Raw genomic sequence first — 13,999 nt, 5'->3', positions numbered from 1 at the left:
AGGGCTGGCCTGTTCGCCGTGTCAGGTTTATGGATGTTCCTCACCCGGTTTTTTCGGACAAGCGGTGGATATAACCGCCAGCGAGACAGTCATGTGCTATTACACGCTCACTCAATGCATGGCCGAGGCCGGTACGGTTACTATGGCGTGGGGCATCGATTACCACCGGCGTCGCTACTGGCGTATCGCGGCGTGTGCAGCATGAGGCTAGCCGAGCAGGCCTGCGGCGATGTTGATGGTGAAGCCAAGAATTGCAGTATTGAATACAAAGCCTACCAATGAATGGGCCAACACCACCCGGCGCATGCGCCGGCCGCCTACGCCGACATCGGAAGTCTGCACGGCAACACTGATGGTGAACGAGAAGTAGTGAAAATCCCAATAATCGGGGTTGCGTTCATCGTCGGGGAAGCGCAGAGCCGGTGTATCACCAGCTCCCGTATAGAATATCCGGGCGTAGTGCAGGCTGAAGATGCAACCGATCAGCAGCCACGAGCCTGCAACCGTCATCCCGGTATACAGGTAATGCAAAGCCAGCGCGCTGCCTTGCAGGCCACGGCTGGATACCAATTGCAGGGTGACTGCAGCCAGGCTGGCGATGGCTGCCACGCACACCACCAACAGCACTGCGCCTGCATTTTCGTCTTCTATCTGCGCGACCTTGCGTACGGTGTCGGGCGTCGCCCGCAAGGTCAGTGCTAGAGCCAGCAGCAGATACAGCCAGACGCCCAGGTTCCAGCCGGCAAGCACGCGCTGGATGGGATCGGCGGCCGGGATGAACCAAGCACCGACAACGCCTGCGATGGCGGCGACGATCAGGCGTGGGTGAGTCCGGGTCAGGCGGTGGAAAACCATAGGCGCTCGCACAGTGGGTCATGGGATGCACTCTAGACCACAGCGCCTATCCGGGCCTGGGTTCGATCAAAGGGCGCCGTTTACGGTACCATTGCTGCCGTCGCCTTGCTTCGCTTCAGGATCCATTGTTTTGCCCAGCCCTTCACACAACCCCTTGTTGCAATACCTGGCTCGGCTAGCGCCGTCCAGCCAGCAGACCATGCGCTACATTCTCCAAGACGCCGCCGACCGTCTTGGCTTCATCGACTGCAACCTTGCCGATGTGCCCTGGCACAGGCTGGAGCCGGGTCATGTGATTGGATTGGTGGCGGCTTTGCGCGCAGATGGTTACGCGCCGAACAGCTCGTCGCTCTATGTCAATGCCGTGCGCGGGGTGATGAACGAAGCCTGGCGCTTAGGCATGATCGATCACGAGCAATTGCTACGCATCCGTGAAGTCAAGCCTGCGTCGGGTAGCCGCTTGCCCCCCGGGCGCAATCTACGGCGCAGCCTGATTCGCGAATTGATGGACTTGTGCGAAGCCGATCCACGCCCTCAGGGTGTTAGGGACGCAGCAATCATTGCCCTGCTGTATGGCACTGGCATGCGCAAGTCGGAATCGGTGGATATCGATCTCGATCAGGTCGACTTCCAGGCTCGCAGCCTGCAGGTAACTGGCAAGGGCAATCGCCAGCTCATCAAATATGCTCCGCCCTGGGCATTCGAAAAGCTGCAGGCCTGGCTGGACTTGCGCCGGCATTCACTTCCCGAAGGGGCGGCGGACGACCCATTCCTGTTCAATCGCATTCGCCGTGGTAGCCATATCACGCGCGCGCGGATTACCAAACATGCGATCTACTACATCGCACGCCAACGCGGCGCTCAGGTGGGGGTTAAAATAATGCCTCACGACTTTCGCAGGGCCTTTATCACGCGAGTGATCGAGGAGCATGACCTGTCGATTGCGCAGAAGCTGGCGCATCACGCCAATATCCAGACGACGGCCGGCTATGATCGGCGTGATGACAATGAGCGCAGGCGGGCTGTGGACCGCTTTGACTATTAAAGGCTCAACTGCTCAGTACCGATTCGAGAAAAGGGCCGCGAACCTGAGTTCGCGGCTGGCGTTAAAGTGATCACTGGCTTGCGCCAGAACCGCTGCCGCCCTGTCCCCCAGCCCCTTCTGAACCTGTACCGTCCATGCCGGGCAAGTCGCGGTTGTCCTGCGGAGTAGAGGGTAAGTTCTGTTTGTCGTCACCCTGCAGCCGCGGGTCAGTACTGCGTGGCATGGGCTTTTCGATGGGGTTCAAGGTGCTGTCGACACCCGGTTGGGGCGCAGGGTTATGGGGATCGTCGGGGTAGGTGGGGCCGGTGCCGACCGCAAGGGCCAAGGGCGAGGTGAGCAACGCTAGTAACATCAGGGTCGAGCGGGTCATGGCAGACTCCTTTGCGTAGGGTAGGGCTCATTCATTGTTTGGGCCCTACCCAGGGTGCCCAGGTGCCATCTGTCCGATCAGCGGTCACACCACCGTCGACAGCGCCATGATGAAGATGATGCCAACCACCGACAGAATCGTCTCCATCATGCTCCAGGTCTTGAAGGTTTCGGCAACGGTCATGTTGAAATACTGCTTCACCAGCCAGAACCCAGCATCGTTGACGTGAGACAGGATCAGCGACCCGGCGCCGGTGGCCAGCACCAACAGCTCTCGGTTAACCCCTGGCACCAGGTCGATCACCGGAGCAACGATGCCGGCACCGGTGATCGTCGCTACGGTGGCCGAGCCGGTTGCGATGCGGATGACCGCTGCCACCAGCCAAGCGAGCAGGATCGGTGAAATTTGAGCTTGTACGGCCATTTGCCCAATCACGTTGCCTACGCCAGTGTCGACCAACATCTGCTTGAAGCCACCACCGGCACCCACGATCAATACGATGGCTGCGGTGGGGGCAAGGCTCTGGTCGAGCATCTTCATGATCTGCTGACGGCTGAAGCCGCGCGCGCCACCAAAGGTCCAGAAAGCCAGCAGCAACGCGGCTAGCAGGGCGGTGATGGGGTGGCCGATCAAGTCCATCCACTGACGGAAAATATGCTCGGCTGGCAATACCACGTCGGCGAGGGTCTTCAGTAGCATCAGCGCCACCGGCAGCAGGACGGTGACCAGGGTGATGGTGAAGCTTGGCAGGTTGCCTTGGTCAGACTCCTTGGCGATCTGGTCCATCAGCTCCTGCGACGGGTTGCCGGGAATGTAGCGCGCAATGAAATTGCCGAACAGCGGGCCGGCAATGACCGCCGTGGGCAGAGCGACCAGCAGGCCATAGAAGATGGTTTTGCCGATATCGGCATGAAAGATGCCAATCGCCAGCAGTGGGCCCGGGTGCGGCGGCACCAGGCCATGGACCACCGAAAGACCAGCCAGTAGCGGAATGCCAATCTTGATCAGCGACACTCCCGAACGCCGCGCGACGATGAACACCAGTGGGATCAGCAACACGAAGCCGATTTCGAAGAACAGCGGTATGCCGACCAGGAAAGCAGCGAACATCATTGCCCAATGCACGTTCTTCTTGCCGAAAGCGCGAATCAACGTCTGAGCGATCTGGTCGGCGCCGCCGGAATCGGCCATTAGTTTGCCTAGCATCGTGCCAAGGGCAAGGACGATACCGACAAAGCCGAGCACGCCGCCGAAACCGTCCTGGAACGATTTCATGACCTTGGCTACCGGCATGCCGGATGTCAGGCCGAGGAAGCCTGCAGCCAACGTCAATGCGACGAAGGGGTGAACCTTAAAGTGGGTGATCAGCAGGATTAGCCCGACGATGGTGACCAGCGCGTCGAGCAATAGGTAAGTATCTGTAGCGAGTCCGAACATGGTTTTGATGCCTCGGTCTTATCGTTGTTTTGGGCGTAGCAATGGATCAGGTGGCGGCGCTTTTGGGCGGCAAGACAGCGCTATCTTCGGTGAGCCAGGAAACTGCCGGTTCAGGCAGTGCGCGCCAGGTTCCGGTCACCGTGGGGCTTTAACCACGCGTCGACCGTCTCGGCCAGCACGTTTATTGGCTGGGTGGCATCCAGCGTCAGGGTCAACGGTTCGCCATGGGGAACTTCCAAAGCGGCGAACTGGCTGTCGATCAGGCTGGCCGGCATGAAATGCCCGGGGCGTGCAAGTACGCGCTTTTCGGCCTCGCTCGGGGTAAGTTCGAGGAACACGAATACCAGCTCCGGCATGGCGTCACGCAGTGTGTCGCGGTAGCGGCGTTTGAGCGCCGAGCAGGTGAGTATGGGCCGTTCACCAGCCTGAACCGCCGCTTGCAGCTCCTGGCCAAGACGCACCAACCAACCTGCGCGGTCATTGTCATCCAGTGGGATGCCAGCACTCATCTTGCGGATGTTTTCGGCAGGGTGAAACGCGTCGCCTTCGATCAAGCGACCGCCGCTTCGCTTAGCTATGGCATCGCCGACGCAGCTTTTGCCACAGCCAGCCACGCCCATCACCACGATGGCGGACAGGGAAGAATTCATCAGTACCTCCTGCGGGGCGAGATAGCGCTGTCTTGTAGACAACGAAGCACCGTCTGCCCAGTGTTATTGGTCTTGTCCTTACGCAGTATGGACGCTTGGCAGCGCACTGTATTGGCCACTACCAAAGATTACATTGCCTGCGTCCTGAGACAGCGCTACCTTAGTGGCCGTTCCCCATTCCTGCAAGTAGTAAAATTACAACATTCATGACTCGCATTGGCTCTCGCACCACAGGTCGTCCTACGTTGGCGGAAGTCGCCAGGCTTTCCGGCGTTTCTCCTATCACCGCTTCGCGCGCATTACGCGGGGTTAGTACGGTTGCTCCTGAACTTGTGCTGAAGGTCACGGCCGCCGCTGCCTCGCTGGGCTACGTCGCAAACCCTGCGGCACGTGCTTTGGCGTCGGCGCGCAGTCAGTCTGTCGTTGTGTTGATCCCGTCATTGTCCAACCAATTGTTCATCGACACATTGGAGGCCATCCACGAGGTCATGCGACCGCGCGGGTTAGAAGTGCTGATTGGTAACTACCACTATGATCTCGATGAAGAAGAGAATCTGATTCGCAACTACCTGGCGTATCAACCCTGCGGGATTTTGCTCACTGGCTTTGACCGCAGCGATACATCCCGACAGATGCTAGCGGCCAGCGGTGTACCCTGTGTGCACATGATGGAGCTCGGTGGTGAGCAGGGCGCTTTATCTGTCGGCTTTTCACAGCAACAGGCCGGGCGTGCGGCAGCGCTGCACCTGATCGAACGTGGGCGCCGGCGCCTCGCGTTCATTGCCGCGCAGCTCGACCCGCGGGTGATGCAGCGCGCCGAAGGTTTCCGCCAAGCCCTGGCCGAAGCGGGCATGCAGGCCACTGAGCTTGAGATACTGGCGCCGGAGCCATCGTCCATCGAACTGGGCAGTGAGTTGTTCAGCCAGCTTTTGGCCAAAGCCCCGGATGTGGATGGCATTTTCTTTTGCAACGACGACCTGGCCCAGGGGGCGGTCCTGCAAGCGCTGCGTCAAGGCATCGAAGTGCCTCGCCAAGTGGCCATGGTTGGGTTCAACGACCTGCCCGCTTCGGCGCACATGGTGCCGCGCCTGACCTCCATCCGCACGCCAAGGGCAGCCGTTGGTCGGGGCGCGGCGCAGGCCTTGCTGGCGCTGCTCGATGGCAAGCGCGTGGCAGCTGAACAGCAGGACTTGGGCTTTGAACTGATGGTGCGCGAAAGTACCTAGCGGCAAGCGGAAATCGACACTGCAAAAGGCCTGATTCCAAGGTGGTAGCAAGTGGCTTGCATGGTAAAAATGTCGATCTATCCTCAGAAAGTCTGCGCACAAAGGACCCTGGCGCCATGTTCGACTTCCATCGCAAATCTGACCTTATCGAAATTCAGCGCACCCGCAAGGCCCTAACCGATACCCAGGCGAAGCTGGCCGCAATAAGCCGGTGCATGGCTATGATCGAATTCACGCCCGAGGGCGTCATTGTCGATGCCAATACCCACTTCTGTAACGCACTGGGATACAGCGTCGACGAACTGCGTGGCAAGCACCACCGCCTGTTCTGTGACCCCGGCTACGCCCAAAGCGCCGAGTACCAGCAGTTGTGGCAGCAGCTGGCTCAGGGCAAGGCCATCAGCGGCACGTTCGAACGGGTCGATAAGGCCGGCCGTGAAGTGTGGCTTGAGGCCAGCTATATGCCGGTGTTGGACGAGCAACAGCACGTCACCAGCGTCATCGAGATTGCGGCCGACATCAGCCAGCGTGTGAAGGACGAGCACGAAAGCGAAAGCCTGCTCAAGGCCATAGGCCGCTCCATGGCGGTGGTCGAGTTCACGCCTCAGGGCCGCGTGATCAAGGCCAATGCCAACTTCCTTCAGACGATGGGTTATCGCCTGGAAGAAGTCGAGGGCCGCCACCACGGCCTGTTTTGCCTGCCCCATGAGCGTGAGTCTGGTGCCTATCGTGAGTTCTGGGCCTCGCTCAATCGCGGTGAGTACCACTCCCATCGCTTCGAGCGGGTGAACAAGCAAGGGCAGACGGTCTATCTGGAGGCTTCATACAACCCAATCTTCGATAACAAGGGCCGCTTGTACAAAGTGGTCAAATTTGCCAGTGACATCACTGCCCAGGTCAGCACTCAACAAAGCGCCGCCGATGCGGCCCATGCCAGCTCTGTGCAGACCGATGCATGTGCACGCAAAGGCACCGAGGTGGTGCAGCAGGCCGTAGCGGTGATCGAGCAGATTTCCCAGGAGCTCAATGACGCTGCGCGCAGTATCGATGCTGTGAGCAAACAGTCGGATGTGATAGGGCAGATCGTGCTGACGATTCGCGGCATTGCCGATCAGACCAATTTGCTGGCGTTGAACGCCGCCATCGAGGCGGCGCGAGCCGGTGAGCATGGCCGTGGCTTCGCGGTGGTCGCCGATGAGGTGCGCAGCCTGGCTGCGCGCACCAGCAAAGCCACTTTGGAGATCGTCGATGTGGTGAGGCAGAACCACGACTTATCGCTGACCGCAGTGGCCAGCATGCAATCGAGCTTGTCACGCACAGATCGTGGCGTTGCGCTGGCCAACGAGGCCGGAACGGTGATCATGGAAATCCAGCAGGGCTCGCGCCATGTTGTGGATGCCATCAGCCAGATCAGCTCGACGCTGCAATTGCACTGAGGGTCTCACGCAGTTCTTTGAGCAAAGACTCAAGGCTAAGTTCGAGCTGGCGGGCCAACGCTTGGGTCGGCAGCCCCTGATTGTGCGCTTGCTCGATTGCCTCGCACGCCATGACCACCCCGCGTACCCGCAGCATTTTGGCGCCTCCTTTTATCCGGTGGGCGAGGGCGCGCAACGCATGGCCGTCGCCCTCGCCGTCGCAAGCAAGCGCCTGAAGGGCTGCAAGGTCTTGCTGGGCGCTGTGGGTCAGTTGCTCAAGCAGGCGCTTGGTCAGCTGCTGGTCACCTTGGGTCAGATGGCGCAGTTCGTCGAGGTTGAAGCCGCTTGTCGGGGCTGGAACGCCTGCTTGGCCGGGGCGCAGGTGCGCCAAACGAGCCTTCAGGGTCTGCAGCCCGATGGGCTTGAACAGGCAGTCATCCATGCCGCTGTCCAGGCAGCGCTGCCGCTCCTCGGCCTGGGCATTGGCGGTCACCCCGAGAATGCTGCAGGCAGGCTGCCCACTTACTTGCTCCAGTTGGCGTACCTTTCGAGTGAATTCATGGCCGTCCATCACCGGCATGCTGCAATCAGTGATGACCAGATCAAAGGTATGCGCTTGCCACAACGCCAGCCCTGTTTCGCCATTTTCCGCGAGCGTCACCTGATGGCCGAGGCTATTGAGCTGCTTTTCCAGCAGCATCAGGTTGGCCGGGTAATCATCGACCACAAGCACGTTCAGTGGCCCTCCTTGGTATTGCTCGGCGGCCTGGTCCTGTTCGGTCGGCACAGGTGGTGCAGTGAGCGCGAGCGGCAACTGGACCTCCACACGGGTGCCTACGCTTTCCACGCTTTGCAGCTGCAAACTGCCGCCCATCAGTTCGGCCAAGGTGCGGCTGATCACCAAGCCCAAGCCTGCCCCCTGGCTTGCCCGCGGCCCCGAAGCTTGAGTAAAGGTGTTGAACAACCGCGCCTGATCCTGGGGTGCTATTCCTATGCCGGTGTCGCTCACCATTAGCGCTACCTGCGCGGTGTCGCCATCTGTCGGCACGCTGAAGGTCAGACGGGCCAGTACATCACCACGGTCGGTGAACTTGATGGCATTGCTCAGCAGGTTGGAGAGGATCTGTTTTATCCGTAAAGGGTCCGCCAGCACCCACAGCGGCGCAGCTGGCAGTTCGCCTTGCAAGTGCAGGCCTTTCATTCGCGCATTGCCTTCGAACACGCGAACAGTGCTGCGCACCAGGTCGGCCAAGTCGGTTGGCACTGGCTGCAGGGTCATGTGCCCGGTTTCGATGCGTGAAATGTCTAGAATGTCGCCGATCAGCGCGAGCAAGCCGACGGCAGAGTCATGGGCCGTCTTGATGATCTGGGGATCGCAGTGCCCTGAACGGTTGTCTTCCAGCGCAAGTTCCAGCAGCCCGATTACCGCATTCATGGGGGTGCGAATTTCGTGGCTCATGGTGGCCACGAATGCACTTTTGGTTCGGCTAGCCTGTTCGGCGGCGTCCTTGGCTTGGCGTAGTTGCTCCAGCAGGCCGCTGCTGAAGGCCAATTGTGTCTGCAAAGCGCGTTGCGCCTCGGTACGCTGGTTGATCAGTTTGCGCAGATAGCTGTTCCAGAACACCACACCGGCCAGCAACAGGGCGGAGAGCACCAATACCTGCAGCGCCAGTGTCCGGTAGTTGCGCCACGGGCTATCGCTGACCAGTGTGCCGGTTCGCCAGCGGTTGATCAGTTGATCCAGCTCCTCGGGCGGAATGCTCAACAGCGCCTTGTCGAGAATGGCCTGAAGTTGCGGTTGGTCAGGGGCTACGGCGAAGGCAGCGACGGCGGGCTCGTCGCTTACCACTCCAGCGATGCGCAACTGGTCCTTGAAGACATGGCTGATGTAGTAGGAGGCGTTGATATTACTGCTGTAGGCAACATCTGCATCGCCTTTGGCCACCGCTTCCATCAGGCTCAATGAATTATCGACCATGACCAATTTTGCTTTGGGAAAGCGCTGCATCACCTCGCTGCGCAGATGCGAGCCATGCAACAGAGCGATGCGCATGCCGTCGAGGTTGTTGGCCAGCGGTTTAGCAGGCGACGAATTGCGCGTTACCAGTACGCGAGGGCTCACCAGGTAGGGGCGGGTGTAGCGCAGCTGCGTTGCGCGCTCTGTGCCGTAACCCAAAGCGCCTATCATCTGCGCCTTGCCCGTGGCCACTTCTTCGACCATTTGCTGCACGGTACTGCGCTCATGGAATTGGAACTGCAAGCCGGTTCGCAGTGAGATCTGCTTGAGTAGGTCGACGGTAATGCCGTTTACCTTTTGCCCAGCATCGTTGAAGGTCAAAGGGGCAAGGGCGGTGTCCACCAGAACACTAACGGTCGGATGGCCCGCTATCCAGGCCAGTTCTTCTTCCGTCAGTGCTGAAATGCGACGCTCCAGCAATAAGCTGGTGTTGCCGCTGCTCCAGCGGTGCAGAATGTTCAGTCGTTCGCTCTCGGTGATCCTGGCCATGGCGCTGTCGACCAATCGGCGCAAACGCAGGTTTTCGTTAGCGAACCCGAAGGCGAAGGTACCCGGCGGTACCTGGGGAAAGTGATCGATCTTCACCAGGCCCTGGTAACTCTTGCCAATCAGGTAGTCGGTGCTGATGGCATCGCCCAGGTAGGCGTCTGCCTCACCGAGTTCGACTGCTGCCAGGCCGGCCAGGGTCGAGCGGTAGAGGCTCAACTGCGCTTTTGGATACAACTGGCGAACCTTCTGCGCCGGCAGGTAGTGATCGACCATCGCCAAGCGCAGGCCTGCCAGGTCCTTGTCTTGCATCATGGGCGCGTCATGGCGCGTTACGATTACCGGCAGATCATCGGCATAGGGCAGGCTGAGGCCAAGCTTTGCATCTGCCGCCTCGAACTCGTTGGAACTACCAAGCAGATCGATCTTACCTTCGCGTAACGCGGCGATAGCTTCGTGGCGGCTGGCGTAGCGCGTGACCCGCACGGATACGCCGAGTTGTTCGGCGATCAGCCCGGCGTAGTCTGCGCTCAAGCCTTCATAGTCGTTCAGGCTGACATTGATTTCGAAGGGCGGGTAATCCGGCCGTGAACTCCCAAGCAACAGCTCGCCGCGCTCCTGCAACCACTGACGGTCGGCTGCATCGAGCTGTAGGGGTGGTGCGGCGCTGGTGGCGCGTGCCAGCAGGTGGCGTGATTCGCCTTCGGCGAGTGTCAAAAGTGGGCAGCAGGCCAAGGTGACGACGAGGGCCAGGTGGCCCAAAGCCCGTTTCATGCTGCCCGGGTAGTCAGCTGACATGATTGCGTTTGGCCAGATCAACCATTTCTACCAATGACTCGGTCTTGAGTTTTTCCATGATCCGGCCACGGTAAGTGCTGATGGTCTTGGCGCTAAGGTTCATGCTGGCGCCGATGTTCTTGTTGTTTTCGCCACGGCTCAGGCGCCGCAGCACTTCCATTTCGCGGTTGGACAGGCTGCTCAGCCGCTCGGGTTCACTTTCAAGGGTGTTACTGTTGACCGCCATCTGGGGGAAGGTCGAGTAACCCTTTATCAACGCCTTCAGGGCGAAGACCACGGCCTCTAGGTCTTCGCCTTTAGTGACGAATGCGCCAATGCCGGCATCCAGGCAACGGCGCACGTAAAGGTCGGTGGCTTGCCCGGTCAGTACCATGATTTTCGGCGCCGGCTCCTGTTGTTGCAGGCGCTTGATCACTTCCATGCCATCCAGGCCAGGCAAGCCGATGTCCAGTACCACGACGTCCGGCCGCAACTCGCGCACCTTTTGCGCGACCTCACTGCCATTGTCGACCTCACCCACGATACGAAAGCGCTCCCGTTCGAGCAGTATGCGCAACGAAAAACGGACGATGGCATGATCATCAACGATGAGCACGGTAGTCATATCACTAACTCCTGTCGGAATATGGTCGGCTGCCTGAAGCAATCAGGAAGTCTTCTGCAGGCTTTTTCTGCTGCGCAGCACGATACGACCATTCCGGATCGCTGGTAATGGCGAGTATAGATGTGTTGAGCAAGCGGGCCGGTATTGTGGAAAATTCCTACAAAGAGACCGTCCCAGGCACCACCAGCAGCGGTGATGCCTGAGATGACAGGGGTAGATCAGGCGCAGTTTGGGTGGGGCTTCAGAACACGCTGTGTCGAGGCAGGGTTGTTGTTCAGTGCAGCCCCAACCCTGGTCGGGCGGGGCAGCAACTGGCCGCCGCAGTTCGGGCAGCGTCCCTGCAAACGATGGGTTGCGCAGGGGCGGCAGAACGTACATTCGAACGAGCAAATCAGCGCGTCTGGGCTATCGCCTGGCAGATCGGCATCACAGCACTCGCAGTTGGGGCGTAGCTCCAGCATGGTTAACCTCCGGGTGGGGTGCACCAGGCAGTCTGCGCCGACCGACTTTGCTCTTGCAACGCTATTCGCCAGCTCTGTACAGGTGGGCGTGGCTGGCACGGTATAGCGCCGATTCGCTAAATGGCGCGTCTCCCAGTACGTGGCCGACGAGGATCAGTGCAGTGCGACGGAATCCTTTTCTGGCGACCTGTTCTGCAATGTCCGTCAGGGTGCCCTGTACCCAGTCCTGGTCAGGCCAGGTGGCGCGATGGACCACTGCCACTGGGCAGTCAGGCCCGTAGTGGGGCAGCAGTTCATCGACGATGCGTGACAGGTTCTTGACCCCAAGGTGGATGACCAGGGTACTGCCGTGTCTAGCCAGGTCTGCTAGTTGTTCGCCTTCGGGCATGGGCGAGCTGTCGCCGTAACGGGTCAGGATGACCGTCTGCGAAACCTCAGGCAGGGTCAGTTCACAGCCAAGCAGCGCTGCGCTTGCCGCGGTGGCCGTGACGCCCGGTATGATCTGGTAGTCGATGCCCAGCTCGCGTAGGCGGCGGATCTGTTCGCCGATGGCTCCATACAAGCTGGGGTCGCCACTGTGCACACGAGCTATATCCAGGCCTTTGGCATGGGCGGCACGGATGACATCGATGATCTGCTCCAAATGCAGTTCGGCACTATTGATGACTGTTTCAGCCTGGTGGCCCTGCAGCACGGCGGCAGGCACCAACGAGCCGGCGTAGATGATTACCGGGCATTGACGAATCAGACGCTGGCCTTTGACCGTGATCAGTTCCGGGTCGCCGGGGCCGGCACCAATGAAGTAGACCGTCATGGCAAATCCTTGATGGGTGAAAGATGCAATTATTCCCCGCAGGCCAGCGCCAGGGTAGCTGGGCCAAGTACCTGGCGGGTAACTCGCAGGTTCGCGTGTGCGTGCCCGAGGCTAGCCAAGGCCAGCGCGGCACTTTCGGCCACGCCCCAGCAACCTGTTTGGGCGAAGGCGACCGCAGAACGGTGACTGAGTTGTGCTTGGAATGCGTGCAGCTGGTCGGCCTCGAAAAGCACCAGTGGCAGGTGGTAACGCGTGGCGAGTTGTTGCAGGCCAGGCTCGGCGGCTTTACTGGCGATGCTGGCGATGCCGCGCAGCGCTTTGGGCTGCAGCCCATGAAGGGCTAGCACTTCATGCAACAGTTGATCGAGCGCTTGCACTGGGCAGCCTCGGCGGCAACCAATGCCGGCATAAAGTGCCGGCATTGGTAAGTGCGTGCTCATCAAGCGTGGCTGGCGCGGCGATAGAGCCAGGCGCTGAGTAAGCCCAGCGCTACCCAGAACACTGCATTGGTCAGCCAGGAGGCGATCTTGAACTGGGTTTCCAGGGCTTGCGGCGCCAGGCTCTCGTGAACGTCGGGCTGTGGTGCCCCGATCACATGGGGCACTACCAGCAAGACGGCACCAAGCGCCTTGAGCAGGCCATGGCGGGCGAATACCAGCAGTGCCAGGCCGGTGGCGGTGGCTGCGGCCGTGCCGATCCACCAGCTCTGGCGCTGTCCCAGATCCGCAGCGGCAGTGCCGGGTAATTCTGGCGGCAAGCCCAGGGTGGGGGCCAGGCAGAACACGGCAAAACCGGCCAACCCCCAGAGCGCCCCAGTGCTGGTGCGGCCTGGTTCGCGCAGGCTGTAAAGGGCGGCGAGGATCAGTGCGAAGCCGACCGCAACCACCAGGTTGCCGCCCGTCGTGGAGAGGATGCGCTGCCAACCATCTTCTGGCGACCAGGCTTCTTCACTGTGGCTGTGCCCGGCGTTCGCCTCTGCGTCATGGCTATGGTGCTCGGCGCTAGGGGCGGCAGTTTCATAGGTTTCCGCTTGGAGGATCAGTGGTGCGACCCAGAAGCTTTGCAGCACTGTCAGCAGCAAGGCTGCGAGCAGGCCGCTGAACCCGGCGGTGCTGGCGATACGCTTGATCATGATGGCCTCAGTGGCAAGGGAAGGCGGCGCTGTGGCGGGTGTCGTGCGCGGCGTTGTGCACGGCCTCTATGTGCGAGAATCCGGCAAAATACACTAGGCACAGGCCTAGAAGGCTGGCGCTGATAGCGATGGCCATGCGTTGGCTGAGGGAAACCTGTGTAGCGATGCTGTGATTGGCACTGGTGACTGGCATGATGCGGTCCTCTGCTTTGCTTTTTGTCAGTGCAATGGGCACGAGCGCGGCAGCCCCGGTTGCCAGACAACCGGGGGTATGCGACAGCGCCCGCCCACCGCGGGGTGTTCATGAACGCCAGGCCGGTCTCCGGGCTTGCGAGGAGGAGCATGACTCCTTGAAAAGCATCACCTTCCCATGCACTACGCACTGGCACAGTGGTCTTGATGCTTCGCTCGCTTACCGTTGCGGGGGCAGCATCGGCTTTGCCTGGCCCTGGCGAGGGCCTGAGACGCACCGATTTCCCGTTTCACCCCAAGGGGGCACCTGACGCAAGGCATAAGGAGAGCACGGGGCGGTGGTGGCGTCAAATCCAATAAACCGGCTCGCGCTTGCGCTCGCTACAACTCCTGCAATTCTTGCTCTTGCTCTTGCTCTTGCTCTTGCTCTTGCTCTTGCTCTTGCTCTTGCTCTTGGCTTTTGCTTCTAAGCGCACGGTAGTTCAGGCGACGCAGAT

14 protein-coding genes, 1 pseudogene and 1 riboswitch are annotated in these 13,999 nt (G+C 60.3%); of the genes and pseudogenes, 4 read left to right on the top strand and 11 right to left on the bottom strand.

The features are described from left to right. Window positions 1-207: 207 nt before the first annotated feature. Window positions 208-855 carry a DUF1345 domain-containing protein gene (locus ACK59H_RS16030; RefSeq protein WP_060477289.1) on the bottom strand — a complete coding sequence of 216 codons (648 nt, stop codon included), beginning with the start codon at window positions 853-855 and terminating at the stop codon, window positions 208-210. Between the two features lie 199 nt (window positions 856-1,054). Here ACK59H_RS16030 and xerC point away from each other — a divergent pair, with 199 nt between their 5' ends. Beyond that, window positions 1,055-1,900, top strand: coding sequence for a tyrosine recombinase XerC (gene xerC / locus ACK59H_RS16025; RefSeq protein WP_371326759.1), 846 nt, complete (start codon window positions 1,055-1,057; stop codon window positions 1,898-1,900). Window positions 1,901-1,970: 70 nt separating this feature from the next. Here the strand turns inward: xerC and ACK59H_RS16020 are convergent, their stop codons facing one another. The 3 genes from ACK59H_RS16020 to ACK59H_RS16010 all read right to left on the bottom strand — a co-directional run bounded on the left by ACK59H_RS16020 (window position 1,971) and on the right by ACK59H_RS16010 (window position 4,357). Then, complete coding sequence (locus ACK59H_RS16020; protein WP_060477291.1) at window positions 1,971-2,270, bottom strand: hypothetical protein; 300 nt, start codon at window positions 2,268-2,270, stop codon at window positions 1,971-1,973. Between the two features lie 84 nt (window positions 2,271-2,354). Further along, window positions 2,355-3,707: a GntP family permease gene (locus ACK59H_RS16015; protein WP_060477292.1), complete on the bottom strand. Its 1,353-nt coding sequence runs from the start codon at window positions 3,705-3,707 to the stop codon at window positions 2,355-2,357. A gap of 110 nt (window positions 3,708-3,817) precedes the next feature. Continuing rightward, entirely contained in the window at window positions 3,818-4,357 is a 540-nt protein-coding gene (locus tag ACK59H_RS16010; protein WP_261743410.1) for a gluconokinase, read from the bottom strand. Between the two features lie 206 nt (window positions 4,358-4,563). On the opposite strand from ACK59H_RS16010, the gene ACK59H_RS16005 reads away from it, so the two are divergent. The 3 genes and pseudogenes from ACK59H_RS16005 (at window position 4,564) to ACK59H_RS15995 (ending at window position 7,019) form a co-directional block, all read left to right on the top strand. Then, window positions 4,564-5,583, top strand: a complete 1,020-nt coding sequence (locus tag ACK59H_RS16005; RefSeq protein WP_409264624.1) for a LacI family DNA-binding transcriptional regulator — start codon at window positions 4,564-4,566, stop codon at window positions 5,581-5,583. A gap of 116 nt (window positions 5,584-5,699) precedes the next feature. Next, window positions 5,700-6,482, top strand: a pseudogene (locus tag ACK59H_RS16000) (PAS domain-containing protein); the annotation flags it as partial. Between the two features lie 42 nt (window positions 6,483-6,524). After that, window positions 6,525-7,019, top strand: coding sequence for a methyl-accepting chemotaxis protein (locus ACK59H_RS15995; protein ID WP_397468457.1), 495 nt, complete (start codon window positions 6,525-6,527; stop codon window positions 7,017-7,019). Here the strand turns inward: ACK59H_RS15995 and ACK59H_RS15990 are convergent. From ACK59H_RS15990 to ACK59H_RS15960, 7 genes are all read right to left on the bottom strand, one after another. Next, complete coding sequence (locus ACK59H_RS15990; RefSeq protein ID WP_409264630.1) at window positions 6,994-10,275, bottom strand: transporter substrate-binding domain-containing protein; 3,282 nt, start codon at window positions 10,273-10,275, stop codon at window positions 6,994-6,996. The two genes, ACK59H_RS15995 and ACK59H_RS15990, sit on opposite strands and share 26 nt — an antisense overlap. A 13-nt stretch (window positions 10,276-10,288) precedes the next feature. After that, window positions 10,289-10,903 (bottom strand): response regulator transcription factor, encoded by a 615-nt coding sequence (locus tag ACK59H_RS15985; RefSeq protein ID WP_060477296.1) that lies wholly within the window; start codon window positions 10,901-10,903, stop codon window positions 10,289-10,291. A gap of 218 nt (window positions 10,904-11,121) precedes the next feature. Beyond that, entirely contained in the window at window positions 11,122-11,364 is a 243-nt protein-coding gene (locus ACK59H_RS15980) for a DUF1272 domain-containing protein (protein ID WP_081016603.1), read from the bottom strand. A 61-nt stretch (window positions 11,365-11,425) separates the two neighbouring features. After that, window positions 11,426-12,178, bottom strand: coding sequence for a precorrin-4 C(11)-methyltransferase (cobM, locus tag ACK59H_RS15975; RefSeq protein ID WP_060477297.1), 753 nt, complete (start codon window positions 12,176-12,178; stop codon window positions 11,426-11,428). 29 nt (window positions 12,179-12,207) lie between these two features. Then, window positions 12,208-12,600: a cobalamin biosynthesis protein gene (locus ACK59H_RS15970; protein ID WP_060477298.1), complete on the bottom strand. Its 393-nt coding sequence runs from the start codon at window positions 12,598-12,600 to the stop codon at window positions 12,208-12,210. A 17-nt stretch (window positions 12,601-12,617) separates the two neighbouring features. Then, window positions 12,618-13,310 (bottom strand): CbtA family protein, encoded by a 693-nt coding sequence (locus tag ACK59H_RS15965; RefSeq protein WP_060477299.1) that lies wholly within the window; start codon window positions 13,308-13,310, stop codon window positions 12,618-12,620. A 7-nt stretch (window positions 13,311-13,317) separates the two neighbouring features. Beyond that, window positions 13,318-13,503, bottom strand: a complete 186-nt coding sequence (locus tag ACK59H_RS15960) for a CbtB-domain containing protein (protein ID WP_060477300.1) — start codon at window positions 13,501-13,503, stop codon at window positions 13,318-13,320. A 102-nt stretch (window positions 13,504-13,605) separates the two neighbouring features. Further along, window positions 13,606-13,828, bottom strand: a riboswitch (cobalamin riboswitch). Window positions 13,829-13,999: the final 171 nt, after the last annotated feature.

It is taken from the genome of Pseudomonas sp. KCJK9000 (genome assembly GCF_046230725.1).
GTDB lineage: Bacteria > Pseudomonadota > Gammaproteobacteria > Pseudomonadales > Pseudomonadaceae > Aquipseudomonas > Aquipseudomonas promysalinigenes.
The sequence above is the reverse complement of the archived record's forward strand: the minus strand, read 5'-3'. Positions and strand labels throughout refer to the sequence as shown.

Coding starts and splice junctions, on each gene's coding strand:
- ACK59H_RS15990 (WP_409264630.1), bottom strand. CDS start 10,275: ATGAAACGGGCTTTGGGCCACCTGGCCCTCGTCGTCACCTTGGCCTGC.
- ACK59H_RS16015 (WP_060477292.1), bottom strand. CDS start 3,707: ATGTTCGGACTCGCTACAGATACTTACCTATTGCTCGACGCGCTGGTC.
- ACK59H_RS15965 (WP_060477299.1), bottom strand. CDS start 13,310: ATGATCAAGCGTATCGCCAGCACCGCCGGGTTCAGCGGCCTGCTCGCA.
- ACK59H_RS16020 (WP_060477291.1), bottom strand. CDS start 2,270: ATGACCCGCTCGACCCTGATGTTACTAGCGTTGCTCACCTCGCCCTTG.
- cobM (WP_060477297.1), bottom strand. CDS start 12,178: ATGACGGTCTACTTCATTGGTGCCGGCCCCGGCGACCCGGAACTGATC.
- ACK59H_RS15985 (WP_060477296.1), bottom strand. CDS start 10,903: ATGACTACCGTGCTCATCGTTGATGATCATGCCATCGTCCGTTTTTCG.
- ACK59H_RS15970 (WP_060477298.1), bottom strand. CDS start 12,600: ATGCCGGCACTTTATGCCGGCATTGGTTGCCGCCGAGGCTGCCCAGTG.
- xerC (WP_371326759.1), top strand. CDS start 1,055: ATGCGCTACATTCTCCAAGACGCCGCCGACCGTCTTGGCTTCATCGAC.
- ACK59H_RS16010 (WP_261743410.1), bottom strand. CDS start 4,357: ATGAATTCTTCCCTGTCCGCCATCGTGGTGATGGGCGTGGCTGGCTGT.
- ACK59H_RS16030 (WP_060477289.1), bottom strand. CDS start 855: ATGGTTTTCCACCGCCTGACCCGGACTCACCCACGCCTGATCGTCGCC.
- ACK59H_RS15960 (WP_060477300.1), bottom strand. CDS start 13,503: ATGCCAGTCACCAGTGCCAATCACAGCATCGCTACACAGGTTTCCCTC.
- ACK59H_RS16005 (WP_409264624.1), top strand. CDS start 4,564: ATGACTCGCATTGGCTCTCGCACCACAGGTCGTCCTACGTTGGCGGAA.
- ACK59H_RS15980 (WP_081016603.1), bottom strand. CDS start 11,364: ATGCTGGAGCTACGCCCCAACTGCGAGTGCTGTGATGCCGATCTGCCA.